Source organism: Streptomyces pinistramenti (assembly GCF_020564935.1).
Taxonomy (GTDB): Bacteria; Actinomycetota; Actinomycetes; order Streptomycetales; family Streptomycetaceae; genus Streptomyces; species Streptomyces pinistramenti.
In genome coordinates this window covers 1-12,860 of sequence record NZ_JAJCXB010000047.1, presented here as the reverse complement: position 1 = coordinate 12,860, position 12,860 = coordinate 1, and the positions used below count along the sequence as shown (strand labels likewise).

Genomic DNA, 12,860 nt, shown 5'->3' with positions numbered 1-12,860 from the left:
GCCACCACCCCGTACCGTCGCCCCATGAGACTCCTCGCCCTCTCCGGCAGCCTGCGGGCCCGGTCGTCGAACGGCGCGGTGCTGCGCTCCGCCCTCGACTTCTTCGACGGCCCTTCCGGCACCGCGGACATCGGCTCGCTGCCGCACTTCAACCCGGACCTGGACGGCGAGGACGCCACGCCGCCCGCTCCCGTCGCCGCGCTCCGCACCGCCGTCGCGGCGTCCGACGCGCTGCTCGTCGTCAGCCCCGAGTACGCGCACGGTGTGCCCGGCGTCCTCAAGAACGCCCTGGACTGGCTGGTCAGCAGCGGCGAATGCGTGCACAAGCCGGTCGCCGTGATCACCGCGTCGCCGTTCCCCACCGGCGGCGGCCACGCCAACACCCAGCTGCGCGAGGTGCTGCGCATGATGACCGGCGAGGTCGTCACGGCCGCCTGCCGCGAGATCCCCGCCATCGGCCCGAAGATCGACCCCGCAACGGAACGCGTCACGGACGAGGCGACGCTGAAGGACCTGCACGCCGCCGTCACCGCCCTGGCAGCGGCGGTAGGCGCCACGACCTGACCCGCACTCCCCCCGAGACCCGAGGCCCGCTCTCCCCGGGCGGCCCCGCACCCGCCCCTCAGATCCCGAACAGCCGCGCCCCGTTCCCGTAACAGACCCCCCGCAGCCAGTCGTCCCCCAACTCCAGCCGCTCCAGCGCCTCCAGGGCATGGGCGTACCCGTAGGGGATGTGCGGGAAGTCGCTGCCGAAGAGCACCCGGTCACCGACGTCCCGCAGACGCCCCAGGGCCTCGCGCGGGAAGGGCGCGTCGTGTTCCGCGAAGTCGGTGAAGGCCATCGTCGTGTCGAGGTGCACGCCGGGATGGCGCTCGGCGAGGTCCAGGAAGTCGGTGTACTCCGGCATCCCCAGGTGCGCGATGACCAGCCGCAGCCCGGGGTGGCGGGCCAGCAGCCGGCCGATCGGCCCGGGTCCGGTGTGCTTGCCCGGCATGGGCCCCGACCCGCAGTGGATGACGACCGGAATGCCGGCGTCCGCGATGGCGCCCCACACCGCGTCGAGCCGAGCATCGCCCGGATCATAGCCGCCGACCTGCACATGGGCCTTGAACACCCGTACCTCACCGTCGAGTTCGGCCGCCACGTACGCGGCCGCGTCATCCTCGGGAAAGAACGTCGCCGTCCGCAGGCAGTCCGGCGTGCGGGCCGCGAAACCGGCCGCCCAGCCGTTCAGCCAGCGTGCCATCCCCGGCTTGTGCGGATAGATCATCGAGGTGAACGCCCGTACGCCGAAGCCGCGCAGGACGGCCAGCCGCTCGTCCTCCTCCATGCGGTACGCGATCGGCCACTCCCGTCCCAGCAGCGGCCCGGCGGCGTCGAAATACGCCCGCACCTTCGCCATCACCCGCTCCGGCATGAAGTGCGTGTGCACATCGATCAGTCCCGGCAGACCCAGCTCCCGCCAGAACGCACCGACCCGCTCGTCACCCTCCGCCACACCGGCCTCCCGCATCTCTTCCGCCCCGCACCCGCCCCGCCGCCCCACCCCTATCAGAGAGCACACACCCCAGGTAAGAGCCGCGCACCCACATCACGCACACCCCAAGCCCCTGACCGCCCCGCCCACCACCTCAGAACAGCCCCTCCTGCCCCCCGCCATCCGCCTCCGCACGCCCCTCCCCGTACGGCACCTCCCGTACGGGAACCGTCGTCACGCGCCCCCCGGCAGGCGCCAGCACCCACCCGGACAACCACCGGGCATCCAGCACCGCCACCGCCTCACCGCCCTCCCCACCGCCGATGTCCCCCGGCACCCGCAGCCGCAGATACACATCCGGGCCCACCCCCGCCAGCACCTCCCCCACGATCTCCGCGCCCGCGGTCATCGCGCCCAACTCCCCTGCCCCCGGCGGAATCCGGTCGAGCCCGAACACCCCGGAGTGGTCGCCGAAGGCGAAGTCCACCGGCGTCAGCGTCTCCGGCCAGCCGTCCAGCTCCCGCGCCCGCGCGTGCAGCCGGGCCAGCTCGGCCCGCCGTTCCGCGACCGGCGGCAGCGCTCCCCTGGCCGCCCGCTTCGCCGCCTTCGCAAACCGGTCGGGCACCCCCAGCGCGCTCCCCAGCAGCGCCTCGGCCCGCCGTGCCGCCATCAAGGGCCCCCGCCCCAACCACGCGTACGCCACCGCCCCATGCTCCACGAGCCGCGCCGGCCCGCGCGCCGCCGCCGTGATGCCCACCTTCAGCAGTCCGGGCCCGAAGTACGCGAGGTAGAGGCCGTACGGACGCGGATCGTCGGCCATGGTGTCGGCGGCCACCGACCGCGACCGGTCGAGCCGGGCACATGCCGCGCACTGATCCCTGGCCGCCGCGCCGTCGATCACCGCCGCGTACGGGCAGACGATCCACCGCCCGCCCCGCCACACCCCCAGGCAGCGCCGCTCCCCCGTCGCGGCGAACGCCAGCACCTTGCCCGTGGGCAGCGCACTCGTCCGCCGCGCACCGCGCTCGGCGCAGTACCACCCGAGCCGCTGCCCGTACCCCCCGGCCGGCCCGCCGCCTTCCGCCCACCGCGGTCCCGTACATCGCCACACCCCGCCAGCGTACGACCGACCACCGACGCAACGCCCTGACCTGCGACTACGCACCGCACCGGCAGCGCCGGGCCGCACCACGGACGCCCCTCCTGCTCCCACGGCAGACCCGGCCCCGGCCCCGCAACACGATCCCCCGCTCCACGACAAAAAACCGTAGGCCCGGTGGACGAATCCCCCGGGCCTACGGCCTTGGTAGCGGGGACAGGATTTGAACCTGCGACCTCTGGGTTATGAGCCCAGCGAGCTACCGAGCTGCTCCACCCCGCGTCGGTAAACACGACTCTACGCGAACTCATCCCCAACGCCTAATCCTTGTCCTCAGCACCCCGCACCCGCCCCGCCCCACCACCCGCAGGAGGCTCCGTGCCGACCCACCACTACGTCCGCTTCCAGTCCGCGACCCGCCACCGCAACGGCCACTTCCCCGGTGTCTTCGCCCTCGTCAACAACCTCGCCGAGGAAGGCCGGCTCACCCCCGCCCAGGAACACTTCCGCCGCACCCACAACGACTGGTACGACGCGAACTTCCTGAACCCCTCCACCATCGACCCCGACGTCTACGACCGCGACCTGCACCCCGGCGCCGCCTCCTGGTTCAAGTCGACGTCCCCCCACCTGATCGCCCGCGTCGACGGCTACCTCGCCGTCCTCCGCGCCCACCGCATCCCCTGCCACCGCCTCCACTCCCTCACCCCCGGCCACGTCATCTACGAGGACCCGGACCAGGTCGTCGTCACCCCGCCCCGCCAACCCCTGCGTGACCCCCGCCACATCCCCTAGGTGAACAACCCCAGCCCCCCATCCACCGACCAGCTCTGCCAGCTCACCCCGAACAGCGCCACCGCCGAGATGAGCCCCATCATCAGGTTCTGTCCCTGCTCCGCCCAGTCGTGGATCATCAGGACGAAATAGAGCAGGTTGAGCAGCAGCCCTGCCACCAGGGCGACGGGGGTCAGGAATCCGGCTATCAGGCCGAGGCCGAGGGCCAGTTCGGCATAGGCGACGACGTACGCCATCGCCTTCGGCCGCGGCTTGACGACCGCCGCGAATCCCCGGCTCACCACCGGCCATCGATGCTTTTCGGCAATACCGACGGCCCAGTTCACGCCACCGCCGGTGAACCATTCCTTCTTGTCCTTGTGGCGCCAGCTCTCCAGCCACCACAGGCCGAGGCCGATGCGGAGTACGGCGAGCCATTCGGCACCGTCGAGCCAGATCGTCTGCATGGCGTGCACGACCTCCTGCGGGTTGCCCAGCTTCCTTACCTGACGATCCGTCAGTTCAGCGCAAAGAGAGCGAGCCCGCAAGATGCCGTACCCGGCGCACCCGGCCGCGAGGGACCGCAGCACCGGCAGATCCGTCCGTCCTGTCACACCCCGTCCGTAGGCTGGAGACGGCGTCATCGGTCCGACCTCAGGAGCTGCCGTGTCCCCCGACGTATCCGCCGCCGCCCGCGAGATCGCCCTCGACCTCGCCCGCTGGTACGTCCGCCATGCCCCCGGCACCACCGGCAAGGCCGCCGTCGTCGAGCACTTCCTCAACACCGGCCTCCGCGACCACCCCCGGCTGCGACGGTCCCGCACCCTCTTCGGCGCGACGTTCCTCACCGACACCCAGGATCTGATCCAGCGCTACCTCTACGCATTCGGCATCTGGGAACCGCACCTGACGCACTGGCTGGAGCAACGCCTCAAGCCCGGCGACGTGTTCATCGACGTCGGAGCCAACATCGGCTACTACAGCGTGCTGGCATCGAAACTCGTCGGACCCAGCGGCGGCGTCGTGTCCATCGAAGCATCGCCGGCTTTTCACACGCGGCTGCGCACCCATGCCCGTATCAACGGCTGCCACAACATACGCGCCGTGAACGCGGCCGTGTCCGACCGCGAGAAGACGGTCACGTTCATCCTCGCCAGCTCGCGGAACCTGGGCGCGAACAGCATCGTGCCGTACGACGGAACGGCGGAATCGACCTTCGACGCGGTCGCTCGCCCTCTGCCCACGGTCGTCACGGAAGAGGAGATAGCCCGAGCGAGAGTGATCAAGATCGATGTGGAGGGCGCCGAGGGCTCCGTCCTGCGCGGCCTGGCCCCGATGCTGCACACGCTGCGCCCGGACGCGGAACTGGCCATCGAGGTCACCCCGCGGCGGATGGCCGAACTGGGCGACTCCGCCGAAGAACTGCTGGAGACCCTGGCGTGCCACGGCTTCCGCGCCCACCGGCTGCCCAACGCGTACGCAGCCGGCGGCTACCCGGCATCCGCCCGCCAAGCGCCTCCGGTGATCGCGGTCGCTCCCTGGCAGAAGCCGATCAGCGACGCCGCCGACGAGAGCGAGCTCATCTTTTCCCGGGCGCCCGCCGATGGCACCGGCTGAGCAGACAGCAGCCGCGGCGCACGCCCCCGCTACACCCCGCCGAACCGCCACCCGCCCATGGACGCCAGCGTCCGCGCCCGCGCCTCCACCACCGCGAAACGGGCCTTCCGCTCGGCCTCGTCGGCGTGCGCGGGCTGGCTCGTGACCTGGCCGGGCCACTTCCGGTAGAGCAGGCCGGTGTCCGCCGAGAACCAGCCGCGGCTCACCGCGCCGAGCGCCAGGAGGAGGCCGGTGTCCTCGGAGGCCGGCAGCGCCATCCAGCCGCCGAGCGCGAGCAGCAGGTCGCGGCGCACGAACAGGGTCGCCGGATGGACCTGGGCACGGTAGTTGTTCTCCTGCCAGTACCGGAGGACGGTGCCGCGGTCGAGCGGCCCCTGGGGCGGGTCCTGGTCGAAGCCGACGGTGGTGCCGTCGGGCAGGTGGTCCAGCACCCGGCACGTGGCCCAGCCGAGCGAGGGGTCGTCCGTGAGGGCCTTGAGGTCGCGGGCGAGGGCGCCGGGCGCGAGCATGTCGTCGGCGTCGAGGACCTTGACGAACTCGCCATCGGCGCGGGAGAGCGCGAGCGTGCGGGCCATCGCCGCGCGGCCCTGCCGCCCCTGCCCGAAGCTGATCCGGGGATCGTCCGGAACATACGGAGCGACGCTCTCCGTCTCGCCGTCCTCCTGGACGACCCACTGCCAGTCCCAGCCGGCCGGCAACTCCTGCTCCAGGAGCGACGCGTAGGCGTCGGCGAGGTAGCGGGCGGACGGCGGGTGGACGGCCGTGATCACCGAGATCAGGTGCGTCACGGTCACCACCTGTCCAGCGGGGTCGTGAAGACGAGCTCGGCGCGGTCGCCGGGCAGCACCACGTCGGCGACCTCCACGGTCCGCCCGGTGGTGCCGATCGAAATCTTGCGGAGTTGCATCACGGAGACGCCCTTCCGGAGGCCGAGCTCCTCGGCCTCCTCCGATGTGGGAGGCCGGGCCGTCACCCGCTCGACAACGCGGTCCAGCTCGATGCCCACGGTGAACAGCTGGTTCTGCGTGCCGCCCGGCCAGGGCTCCTTGGTCTCGTCCAGGAGATCCGGGTTGGGCGCGGCCACGCCGTGCACGAGGTACGACGTGATGAGGCTGAACGGTGCCTCGCCGTCGCGGGCGAAGGTGCGATAGCTCCGCCGGAGCACCTTGGTGCCGACGGGCACGGAGAACACGGCCGCCAGATCCCCCTCGGCCTCCGCCTCCCGGTACTCGGCGCTGAAGGCGACATCGGAGACGGTCAGCCCGGTGTCACGCTCCCTGGACCCGGCCCGCTGACGCTCGGTCTCCACCGGGCGCGCGCAGTCCTTTTCCCGCTGATGACGCGCGTTGGAACACTCCACCCGCCGCCGGGGCTCGCGAACGAAGTTGCCGACGCCGTGCCGCTTGTCGATGAGCCCTTCGGCAAGCAGCTCTGCCAGCGCGTCACGCATCGTCGGCACGCTGGTCCCGTACTGCCGCGCAAGAGCCGTCTCCGCCGGCAACCGCTCCCCCGGCTCCAGCCGGCCCGCCCGAAGGGCCTGCCGCAACGCCCCGGCAATCCGCTCGTACTTCTTGGCCACGCAGCGCTCACCGCCCCTGCTCTCCGGACGAACCCAGCATAAGTCCTCAAGAGGAGTTGCCGGCATCGCCCGAAAAGCCGCCCCCGGTTCCGCGCCGCCCACAGCCGCATACGCCAAAGGCCCCCTGGAATTCGCCGATGTCCGGAGGACCTTTGCTCTCCGGTCGCGCATCATGCCCGTGACCTGCGGGAGAAATGTGACGCAGCTTCTTGCTGGTCGCTGGGCGTCCGCGCGGAGGGTGGGCCGGTTCGGTGGATGCGCGGGGTGATACCGCGGACGCGTTTGAACGCGGTGCTGAATCCGAATGTGCCGGTGGATTTTCTGCCGGTGGTCCGAGGTTCACGGCCGGTGAGGTGGAGGCGGCGAGGGCTCTGGCGTTCCGGTCCGCGCGGGATCGCAGCGACTGCTTCAACTTGCTTGACGTGTGGGGCTGTTGCGGTCGGCGCTGGAGGGCCTGCCTGCGGAAGGGTGGCTTCCTGAGGGGCGGGACGAGAGGCACGGGCATGTCGATGGCCAGGAGTTCGGAAGTGTCTGAGTGCCCGGTGCGTAAGCCGTCCTTGGCGCCTTATGCCGTCTCGTGGTCGACCGAACTGGCCGGCCCGGGATCCGATTTGGTTGTCCAGTTGGGTCCGGGGCGGCCGATGCCGGGTTACCGGAGAGAATGCCCGTCGACTCCTTACCGCGAACTGCGCAACGCGACTGTGGTCGGCGCAGCCGGCACGGACTGATCGTCGCGCCGAAGACGCAGCGCTCCACCCGTCGCGTGACGCTGCCGTCCGAGCGTGTGACGGCGCTCCGTGCCCAGCGCGCCCAGCACATCGCCGACGAGAAGGCTGCGGACGACGGCTGGAAGGGGACGGGAAACGGGCTGGTCTTCACCACGAAGAACGGGACGCCCATCGAGCCGCACCACCTGAACCGGCCCTTCGATGTGCTGTGCACCCGCGCCGGGGTCCGCAAGGTCCGCTTTCACCTCTGCGTCACACCTGCGCGTCCCTGCTCCACGAACAGGACGCCGATGCCCGCATGATCATGGAAGTCCTGGGCCACGGCCCGATTCGCCTGACCATGGACGTCTACGCCTTCGTACGGCTCGACTCCCAGCGTTCCGCGTTCGACCGCGTCGGGGACGCGCTGAGGCGTGACGGCAACCCGCCGGACGATGACGACGGAGCGGCCGGTCTCCCGGCTGCCATCTGATCCCCCGCGCCCCACCCTCCGAGGCGGTTGCCGTCAATCACTGCCGTCGAGAGAAACACCGGAGGCCCCGTCGATTTCTCGACGGGGCCTCCGGCCTGCTGTGCGCTCGGCAGGATTCGAACCTGCAACCTTCTGATCCGTAGTCAGATGCTCTATCCGTTAAGCTACGAGCGCTTGGCTTTCCCGGCGGTTTTTCTTGCCGGTCGGCGTTGCGGGAACAACATTACATGAACCGCGCCGTGAGGCGAAATCCATTGCCCACACCGCCTCTGACCTGCACAAACGCCCTTGTGGTCGAGTCTTGGGGGTTACTGCTCCCAGGGGGAGTCCTCGATGATCCGGACGAAATTCGGGCGGGTGTAGCCCTCTTCGAAGCGGTCCAGGACGTCGGCCTTCACATTGCCGAACGTGGTCTGGGGACGGTGGGCGAGGCCGGCGTGGAAGGCGTGCAGGATGCGGCGCTTGAAGTCGGGGCGGGGATGGGCGGCGACGATCGCCTCGCGGGTCTGCGGCGGGAGGGTGTCGTAGCCGATGCCCAGGACGTCGAGTTCGACACCGGCGGTGACGAGGGCGATCTCCGGGGCCATGTGGTGCGGGATCTCCGGCGTGGTGTGCAGGGCGATGCCTTCCCAGACCAGGCGGGTGCGGTCTTCGGGGATGCCGCGGGCGGCGAGGAAGGCGCGGGCCTCGTCGGCGCCGTCGATCTCGAAGCGCTGCTGTGAGGTGCGGAACTTCTCCGTCAGGCCGAGGTCGTGGAAGAGCGCGCCGACGTAGACCAGCTCGGCGTCGAATTCCAGGCCGTGCTGGATGCCGTGCCGGGCGCCGAAGAGGTAGACGCGGTGGGAGTGGTGGTAGATCAGCTCGTCGGTGACGTCGCGGACCAGCTCGGTGGCCTCCTGGGCCAGCTTGCTGTCGGGGACGGGGATGCCGGCGATACGGAGGGGGGCGGTGGGGCCCGGGGTGGCGTTCGTCATGAGTCCAGCGTGGCCCGCGGGACGGCGGGTGCCCAGTCCACGGCGGACGGATGGCTCAAAGGTCCGGGTGGCAGGAGGGATGGGGAGGCGGGGCGGGGCGCTGTACGGATAGCGGCTCGCTGCTTCTGCGGCGTGCGGCTCCCGGGTGGGACGGTGGCGCTCCGGGACGGCGGGACGCTCCCAGGGGGCGGCTGACGCGCCCCGGGACCAGGACGGCGGACACCCCCAAGCCCCCGGAAGATCCCCGGAAGCCCCAGGAACCCCAGGCCCCCCGGAATCACCAGGCCCCGAAACGCATCCGGGCCCCGTTCCAGGAGGAACGGGGCCCGAACAAGAGGAGCGGAGGCGGAGGGATTTGAACCCTCGATGGGGGGTAAGCCCCAAACCGCATTAGCAGTGCGGCGCCATAGACCGGACTAGGCGACGCCTCCACACACCTCACGCGCGTCTGCGCGCTGTGGCGTGTCCAGATGATGGCACAGCTCTGCGGGCTGTCACCAATCGCCCCCTACGGTACTCGGCAGGCAGGCCCTCCGGCAAAGACGTTCCTGCAGCGAAACGTCGGGGTCGGCGGCGCGTTAAGAGTGTCGGGTCGTGCCGGTATTCCGCCGTGCGTACCCGGCGCGTACGTGTCGCGTACCCGTCATCGGTCCGTCCACTGGAGCTGTGATGCCGCACCGCCCGATGTCCCTCCTCACCGCTGCCGCCACCGCCGCCGTGTCCGCGCTCGCCGTGCTCGCGCCTGCCGCATCGGCCGCGCCGATCCCGCTCCCGGTCTCCGGTCCGCGCAACGCCACCGGGCCGAACCCCACCGGTCCCGCCGACGCCACCGACACCACCGGCGTCCTCGACCGCACGGGGCACCGCCGCCTCTGGGGCACCCCGGGTCTCCAGGGCCCCACGGATCACCTCACCGTGACCGTCAGCGGTTCCGGTTCGGAGCGGACGGATGGCACCTTCGAGCTGTACTGCCACCCCGACGGGGGAAATCATTTCCAGGCCGCGGACGCCTGCGACCGGCTCGACCGGATGACGCGGTGGGGCAAGGACGCCTTCGCGCCGGTCCCGCAGAACGCGAAGTGCACGATGATGTACGGCGGCGCGGCCACCGCGCGGATCACCGGAACCTGGGCGGGGCGACCGGTGAACGCCGACTTCCGGCGCACCGACGGGTGTGAGATCGCCCGCTGGGACCGCTTCGAGCCACTGCTCCCGAAGACCGGTTCGTAACGAGTTGCCCGACCCGGTTCGTGCCGGAGTGGGAGGGCAGGTCAGGACGCGGGGCACATGTCGGGCGTGCGGCGAGTCGCACAGGGCCGTGGCGCTACCTCCTCGTCATCCGCCTCCGCGTCCCGGGCAACTGCCCGTAGACTCCCTTCCAGCGATCCGCCCCGACGGGTCGGCAAGGTGCGTAACAGGGAGGTCGGCCCCGCGAGTGCGGGGGTGGTCCCAGGGAGGAAGCGTCGTCGTGAGCAGCAGGCCATCCCGAGGCGCTGCTCGCCTCGCAGCCATACTTGACGCCCTCCCTGACGCCCTGTTGCTCGTCAACTGCAACGGCACCGTCGTCAACGCCAACACCATCGCGCTGGAGACCTTCGAGGCGCCCGGTACCGGCCTGGTGGGGCGCGGACTCCTCGATCTGCTCCCCTCGTTCGACTCCAAGCGCATCCCGGGCTCCATGCGGCGCCGGGACGAGGAGTCCGAGGGCGGGCGGACGAAGCCGACGCGGATGGTGGCGCGGCGTACCGACGGGACCGAGCTGCTGGTCGAGGTGACCAGCGCCAACCTGGAGGACGGCAGGACCCCGTACGAATCGGCCTTCGAGGCCGCGTACGCCGATCACCGCACCGGGTACACCGGTGACGAGCTGCTGATGCTGGTGGTGCGGGATCTGACGGGGACGCTGGACACCGAGACCGAGCTGGCGCGTCAGCAGCGGCAGACGGAGATGATTCTGCGGGCCGCCGCCGAGGGTGTGGTGGGGGTCGACTCGGAGGGCAAGGTCGTCCTGGTCAACCCGTCGGCCGCGCAGATCCTCGGCTACCGGGCGAGCGAGCTGGGCGGGCAGGAGCTGCATCCGCTGATGCATCACTCGCGGGCGGACGGTTCGCCGTTGCCGTGGGAGGAGACGCCGCTCGCGGACACGCTCAGGTCGGGACGCAAGCACCGGGTGCGCGGGCAGGCGCTGTGGGCGAAGGACGGGCGTTCGGTGTCCGTCGATCTGACGACGGCTCCGGTGCGGGACGGCGATCAGCTCGTCGGCGCGGTGATGACGTTCACCGACCGCCGCCCGTACGACGCGCTGGCCGCCCGGCACGCGCAGTTGCTCGCGGTCCTGGAGCAGTCGCTGCGCGGGCCGCTGGAGGAACTGACCGGCGAGCTGAACACGCTGGCGTCCGATCCGGCGGGCCAGCTGTGGCCCGAGGCCAACCAGATCCTGCACCATCTCGCGGCCGGGCACTCCCGGATGACGACGCTGGTGGACAACGTCCTGAGCTATCAGCGGCTGGACGCCGGTGCGGAGCGGCTGAAGCGGACGAAGGTCTCGCTCGACACGGTCGTGGCGGCCGGTGTGGAGGGCGCGATCGAGCTGATCGGGCCGGGGCGCGCGCAGTTCGCCGTGCATGCGCCGCCGATCGAGGCCACGGTCGACGCCGAGCGGGTGGCGCAGGCGCTGTCGCATCTGATCGCCGATGTGGCGGGGGTGGACTCGACGGGCCGGATGCCGACCGCTGAGGGCGGTGGCGGCGCGGGCACCCCTGCGGGGCAGGCCGCTGGAGCCCGTAGGGGACCGGCGGGGGATTCCACGATCGTGGTCGCGGCGGCGAAGCGCGGTGCGGTCGTACGGATCGAGGTGCGCGGGCCGTACGGCGGCGGCGATCCGGTCCATGAGCCCCTCGTGCGCGGCATCGTGCGGCAGCACGGCGGGCTGATGCAGACGCACAAGGTGCCGGGCGGGCCCGGCGCGGGCGGCAGCGCGTACGTGCTGGAGCTGCCGGTGTCGCCGGACGGCACGGTGCCGTCGGAGGCGGAGCGGGCGCGCGAGGCGACCGGGAACGAGACGACGGTGATGCCGTCTCCCGTGGCGCGGGCACGCGGCACCCAGCAGGCCGGAAGCGCGGATGGTGCCGGTGGTGCGGGCAGGGGTGGCGCCGAGGGTTCGGGCGGTCCGGAAAAGCCGGGCGGTGCGGAGGGGCCGGACGGTACGGGCGGTCCGGGCGGGGGTGCTGGGCCCGGTGGGTCCGGAGGCGGTGGGCCTGCCGGCGGTGGGCGTCCGGGAGGGCGTGGTCCGGCGGGCGGTGGCACGAACGGTGGTGGCGCGGGCTCGGGCAGCGGTGCGGCCGGTGGTGCGGAAGGTGCGGACGGCGCGTCGCCGACCGGCCGTCGGCGTGCCCGGCACTCGGGCCCGGGGCAGGGGCCCGGCACGGACGGCTCCGGGGTGTCCCAGGGCGGCGACGGGCGTGGTGACGCGACGGCCGGTTCCGGGACGGACGGGGCGGGGCGGCCGGCGGGCACGGCGGGCGCCGAGGCCGTGCCGGCGAGCGGGCGCAGGCGGGCGCGCCAGGCGGCGCCCGAAGGTGGCGCGCAGCCCGGCGGTGACGGTTCAGGGCCCGCGCATCTCACCCCGGCCGGGTTCCCGCAGCAGGCATCCCGGCCGTCGCAGACACCACAGCCGTCACGGGGAGCGCAGACACCGTCTCAGGGGCGCCCCCAGGTGCCGGGTCAGGGTCATCCCCAGGCTCCTGGTCAGGGCGGGCCGCAGGGCCTGGCGCAGCAGCAGGCCGGTGGCCGACGGGCCCGTCGCGCGCTGGCCGAGGCGCCCGAGCGCGCCGTACCGGGCGAGCGCACCGGCAGCGGACCGTCGTCGGCGCACCCGCGGCAGCAGGCACAACAGGAACAGCAGCGGCAGCAAGGACAGCGCGGGCCGGGCGAGTTGGCACCCGCGGAGGCGCTGCCGGCCGGCGGCGCCCGCTCCCCCTTCGCGCTGCCGCCCGCCGCGGCCGACCAGGCACCGTCCGCGCTGCCTGCGCTGCCCGCGCTCCCCGGCCGGACGCCCGAGCAGTCCGAGGGCACCGGCCGCCGCCGGGCCCGCCGCCCGGTGGCCGAAGGACCGGCGGGCGCGGCCGGAGCGCAGCCCGG

Annotated in this window: 13 protein-coding genes and 3 tRNA genes; 7 read left to right on the top strand and 9 right to left on the bottom strand. The window is 72.1% G+C overall.

Features of this window, described 5'->3' with window-relative positions; translation table 11 throughout:
- Positions 1-24: 24 nt before the first annotated feature.
- Positions 25-564 carry an NADPH-dependent FMN reductase gene (locus LIU39_RS26145; RefSeq protein ID WP_227049360.1) on the top strand — a complete coding sequence of 180 codons (540 nt, stop codon included), beginning with the start codon at positions 25-27 and terminating at the stop codon, positions 562-564.
- Positions 565-622: 58 nt separating this feature from the next.
- Here LIU39_RS26145 and LIU39_RS26140 read toward each other — a convergent pair whose 3' ends face one another.
- The 3 genes from LIU39_RS26140 to LIU39_RS26130 all read right to left on the bottom strand — a co-directional run bounded on the left by LIU39_RS26140 (position 623) and on the right by LIU39_RS26130 (position 2,858).
- Positions 623-1,513 carry an amidohydrolase family protein gene (locus tag LIU39_RS26140; RefSeq protein WP_227049359.1) on the bottom strand — a complete coding sequence of 297 codons (891 nt, stop codon included), beginning with the start codon at positions 1,511-1,513 and terminating at the stop codon, positions 623-625.
- Positions 1,514-1,631: 118 nt separating this feature from the next.
- Positions 1,632-2,588, bottom strand: coding sequence for a DUF2797 domain-containing protein (locus LIU39_RS26135; RefSeq protein ID WP_372464043.1), 957 nt, complete (start codon positions 2,586-2,588; stop codon positions 1,632-1,634).
- A 193-nt stretch (positions 2,589-2,781) separates the two neighbouring features.
- Positions 2,782-2,858 (bottom strand) — tRNA-Met (locus LIU39_RS26130).
- A 96-nt stretch (positions 2,859-2,954) separates the two neighbouring features.
- Here LIU39_RS26130 and LIU39_RS26125 point away from each other — a divergent pair.
- Positions 2,955-3,371 carry a hypothetical protein gene (locus LIU39_RS26125; protein ID WP_227049358.1) on the top strand — a complete coding sequence of 139 codons (417 nt, stop codon included), beginning with the start codon at positions 2,955-2,957 and terminating at the stop codon, positions 3,369-3,371.
- Here LIU39_RS26125 and LIU39_RS26120 read toward each other — a convergent pair.
- Complete coding sequence (locus LIU39_RS26120; protein ID WP_227049357.1) at positions 3,368-3,817, bottom strand: DoxX family protein; 450 nt, start codon at positions 3,815-3,817, stop codon at positions 3,368-3,370. The genes LIU39_RS26125 and LIU39_RS26120 overlap by 4 nt on opposite strands.
- A gap of 199 nt (positions 3,818-4,016) precedes the next feature.
- On the opposite strand from LIU39_RS26120, the gene LIU39_RS26115 reads away from it, so the two are divergent.
- Positions 4,017-4,967 carry an FkbM family methyltransferase gene (locus LIU39_RS26115; RefSeq protein ID WP_227049356.1) on the top strand — a complete coding sequence of 317 codons (951 nt, stop codon included), beginning with the start codon at positions 4,017-4,019 and terminating at the stop codon, positions 4,965-4,967.
- A gap of 29 nt (positions 4,968-4,996) precedes the next feature.
- Here LIU39_RS26115 and LIU39_RS26110 read toward each other — a convergent pair whose 3' ends face one another.
- Together LIU39_RS26110 and LIU39_RS26105 are read right to left on the bottom strand one after the other, a co-directional pair.
- Positions 4,997-5,755, bottom strand: a complete 759-nt coding sequence (locus LIU39_RS26110) for a glycosyltransferase family 2 protein (protein WP_227049355.1) — start codon at positions 5,753-5,755, stop codon at positions 4,997-4,999.
- A 2-nt stretch (positions 5,756-5,757) separates the two neighbouring features.
- Entirely contained in the window at positions 5,758-6,546 is a 789-nt protein-coding gene (locus tag LIU39_RS26105) for a GntR family transcriptional regulator (protein ID WP_227049354.1), read from the bottom strand.
- A 763-nt stretch (positions 6,547-7,309) separates the two neighbouring features.
- Here LIU39_RS26105 and LIU39_RS26100 point away from each other — a divergent pair.
- Positions 7,310-7,576, top strand: coding sequence for a hypothetical protein (locus tag LIU39_RS26100; RefSeq protein ID WP_227049353.1), 267 nt, complete (start codon positions 7,310-7,312; stop codon positions 7,574-7,576).
- On the top strand, positions 7,573-7,746 hold the full coding sequence (locus LIU39_RS26095) for an integrase (protein ID WP_227049352.1): 174 nt from the start codon (positions 7,573-7,575) through the stop codon (positions 7,744-7,746). The genes LIU39_RS26100 and LIU39_RS26095 overlap by 4 nt, the downstream gene beginning before the upstream one ends.
- A gap of 101 nt (positions 7,747-7,847) precedes the next feature.
- Here the strand turns inward: LIU39_RS26095 and LIU39_RS26090 are convergent.
- From LIU39_RS26090 to LIU39_RS26080, 3 genes are all read right to left on the bottom strand, one after another.
- Positions 7,848-7,920 (bottom strand) — tRNA-Arg (locus LIU39_RS26090).
- A gap of 134 nt (positions 7,921-8,054) precedes the next feature.
- A complete protein-coding gene (locus LIU39_RS26085) occupies positions 8,055-8,720 on the bottom strand; it encodes an HD domain-containing protein (protein ID WP_227049351.1) in 666 nt (221 codons plus the stop codon).
- A 340-nt stretch (positions 8,721-9,060) separates the two neighbouring features.
- Positions 9,061-9,151 (bottom strand) — tRNA-Ser (locus LIU39_RS26080).
- A 238-nt stretch (positions 9,152-9,389) separates the two neighbouring features.
- On the opposite strand from LIU39_RS26080, the gene LIU39_RS26075 reads away from it, so the two are divergent.
- The gene (locus LIU39_RS26075) at positions 9,390-9,950 is read left to right on the top strand and encodes an SSI family serine proteinase inhibitor (RefSeq protein WP_227049350.1); all 561 of its coding nucleotides are present in this window, start codon (positions 9,390-9,392) and stop codon (positions 9,948-9,950) included.
- A gap of 238 nt (positions 9,951-10,188) precedes the next feature.
- Positions 10,189-12,860: PAS domain-containing protein (locus tag LIU39_RS26070; RefSeq protein WP_227049349.1), on the top strand; the 2,672-nt coding region annotated here is incomplete at its 3' end.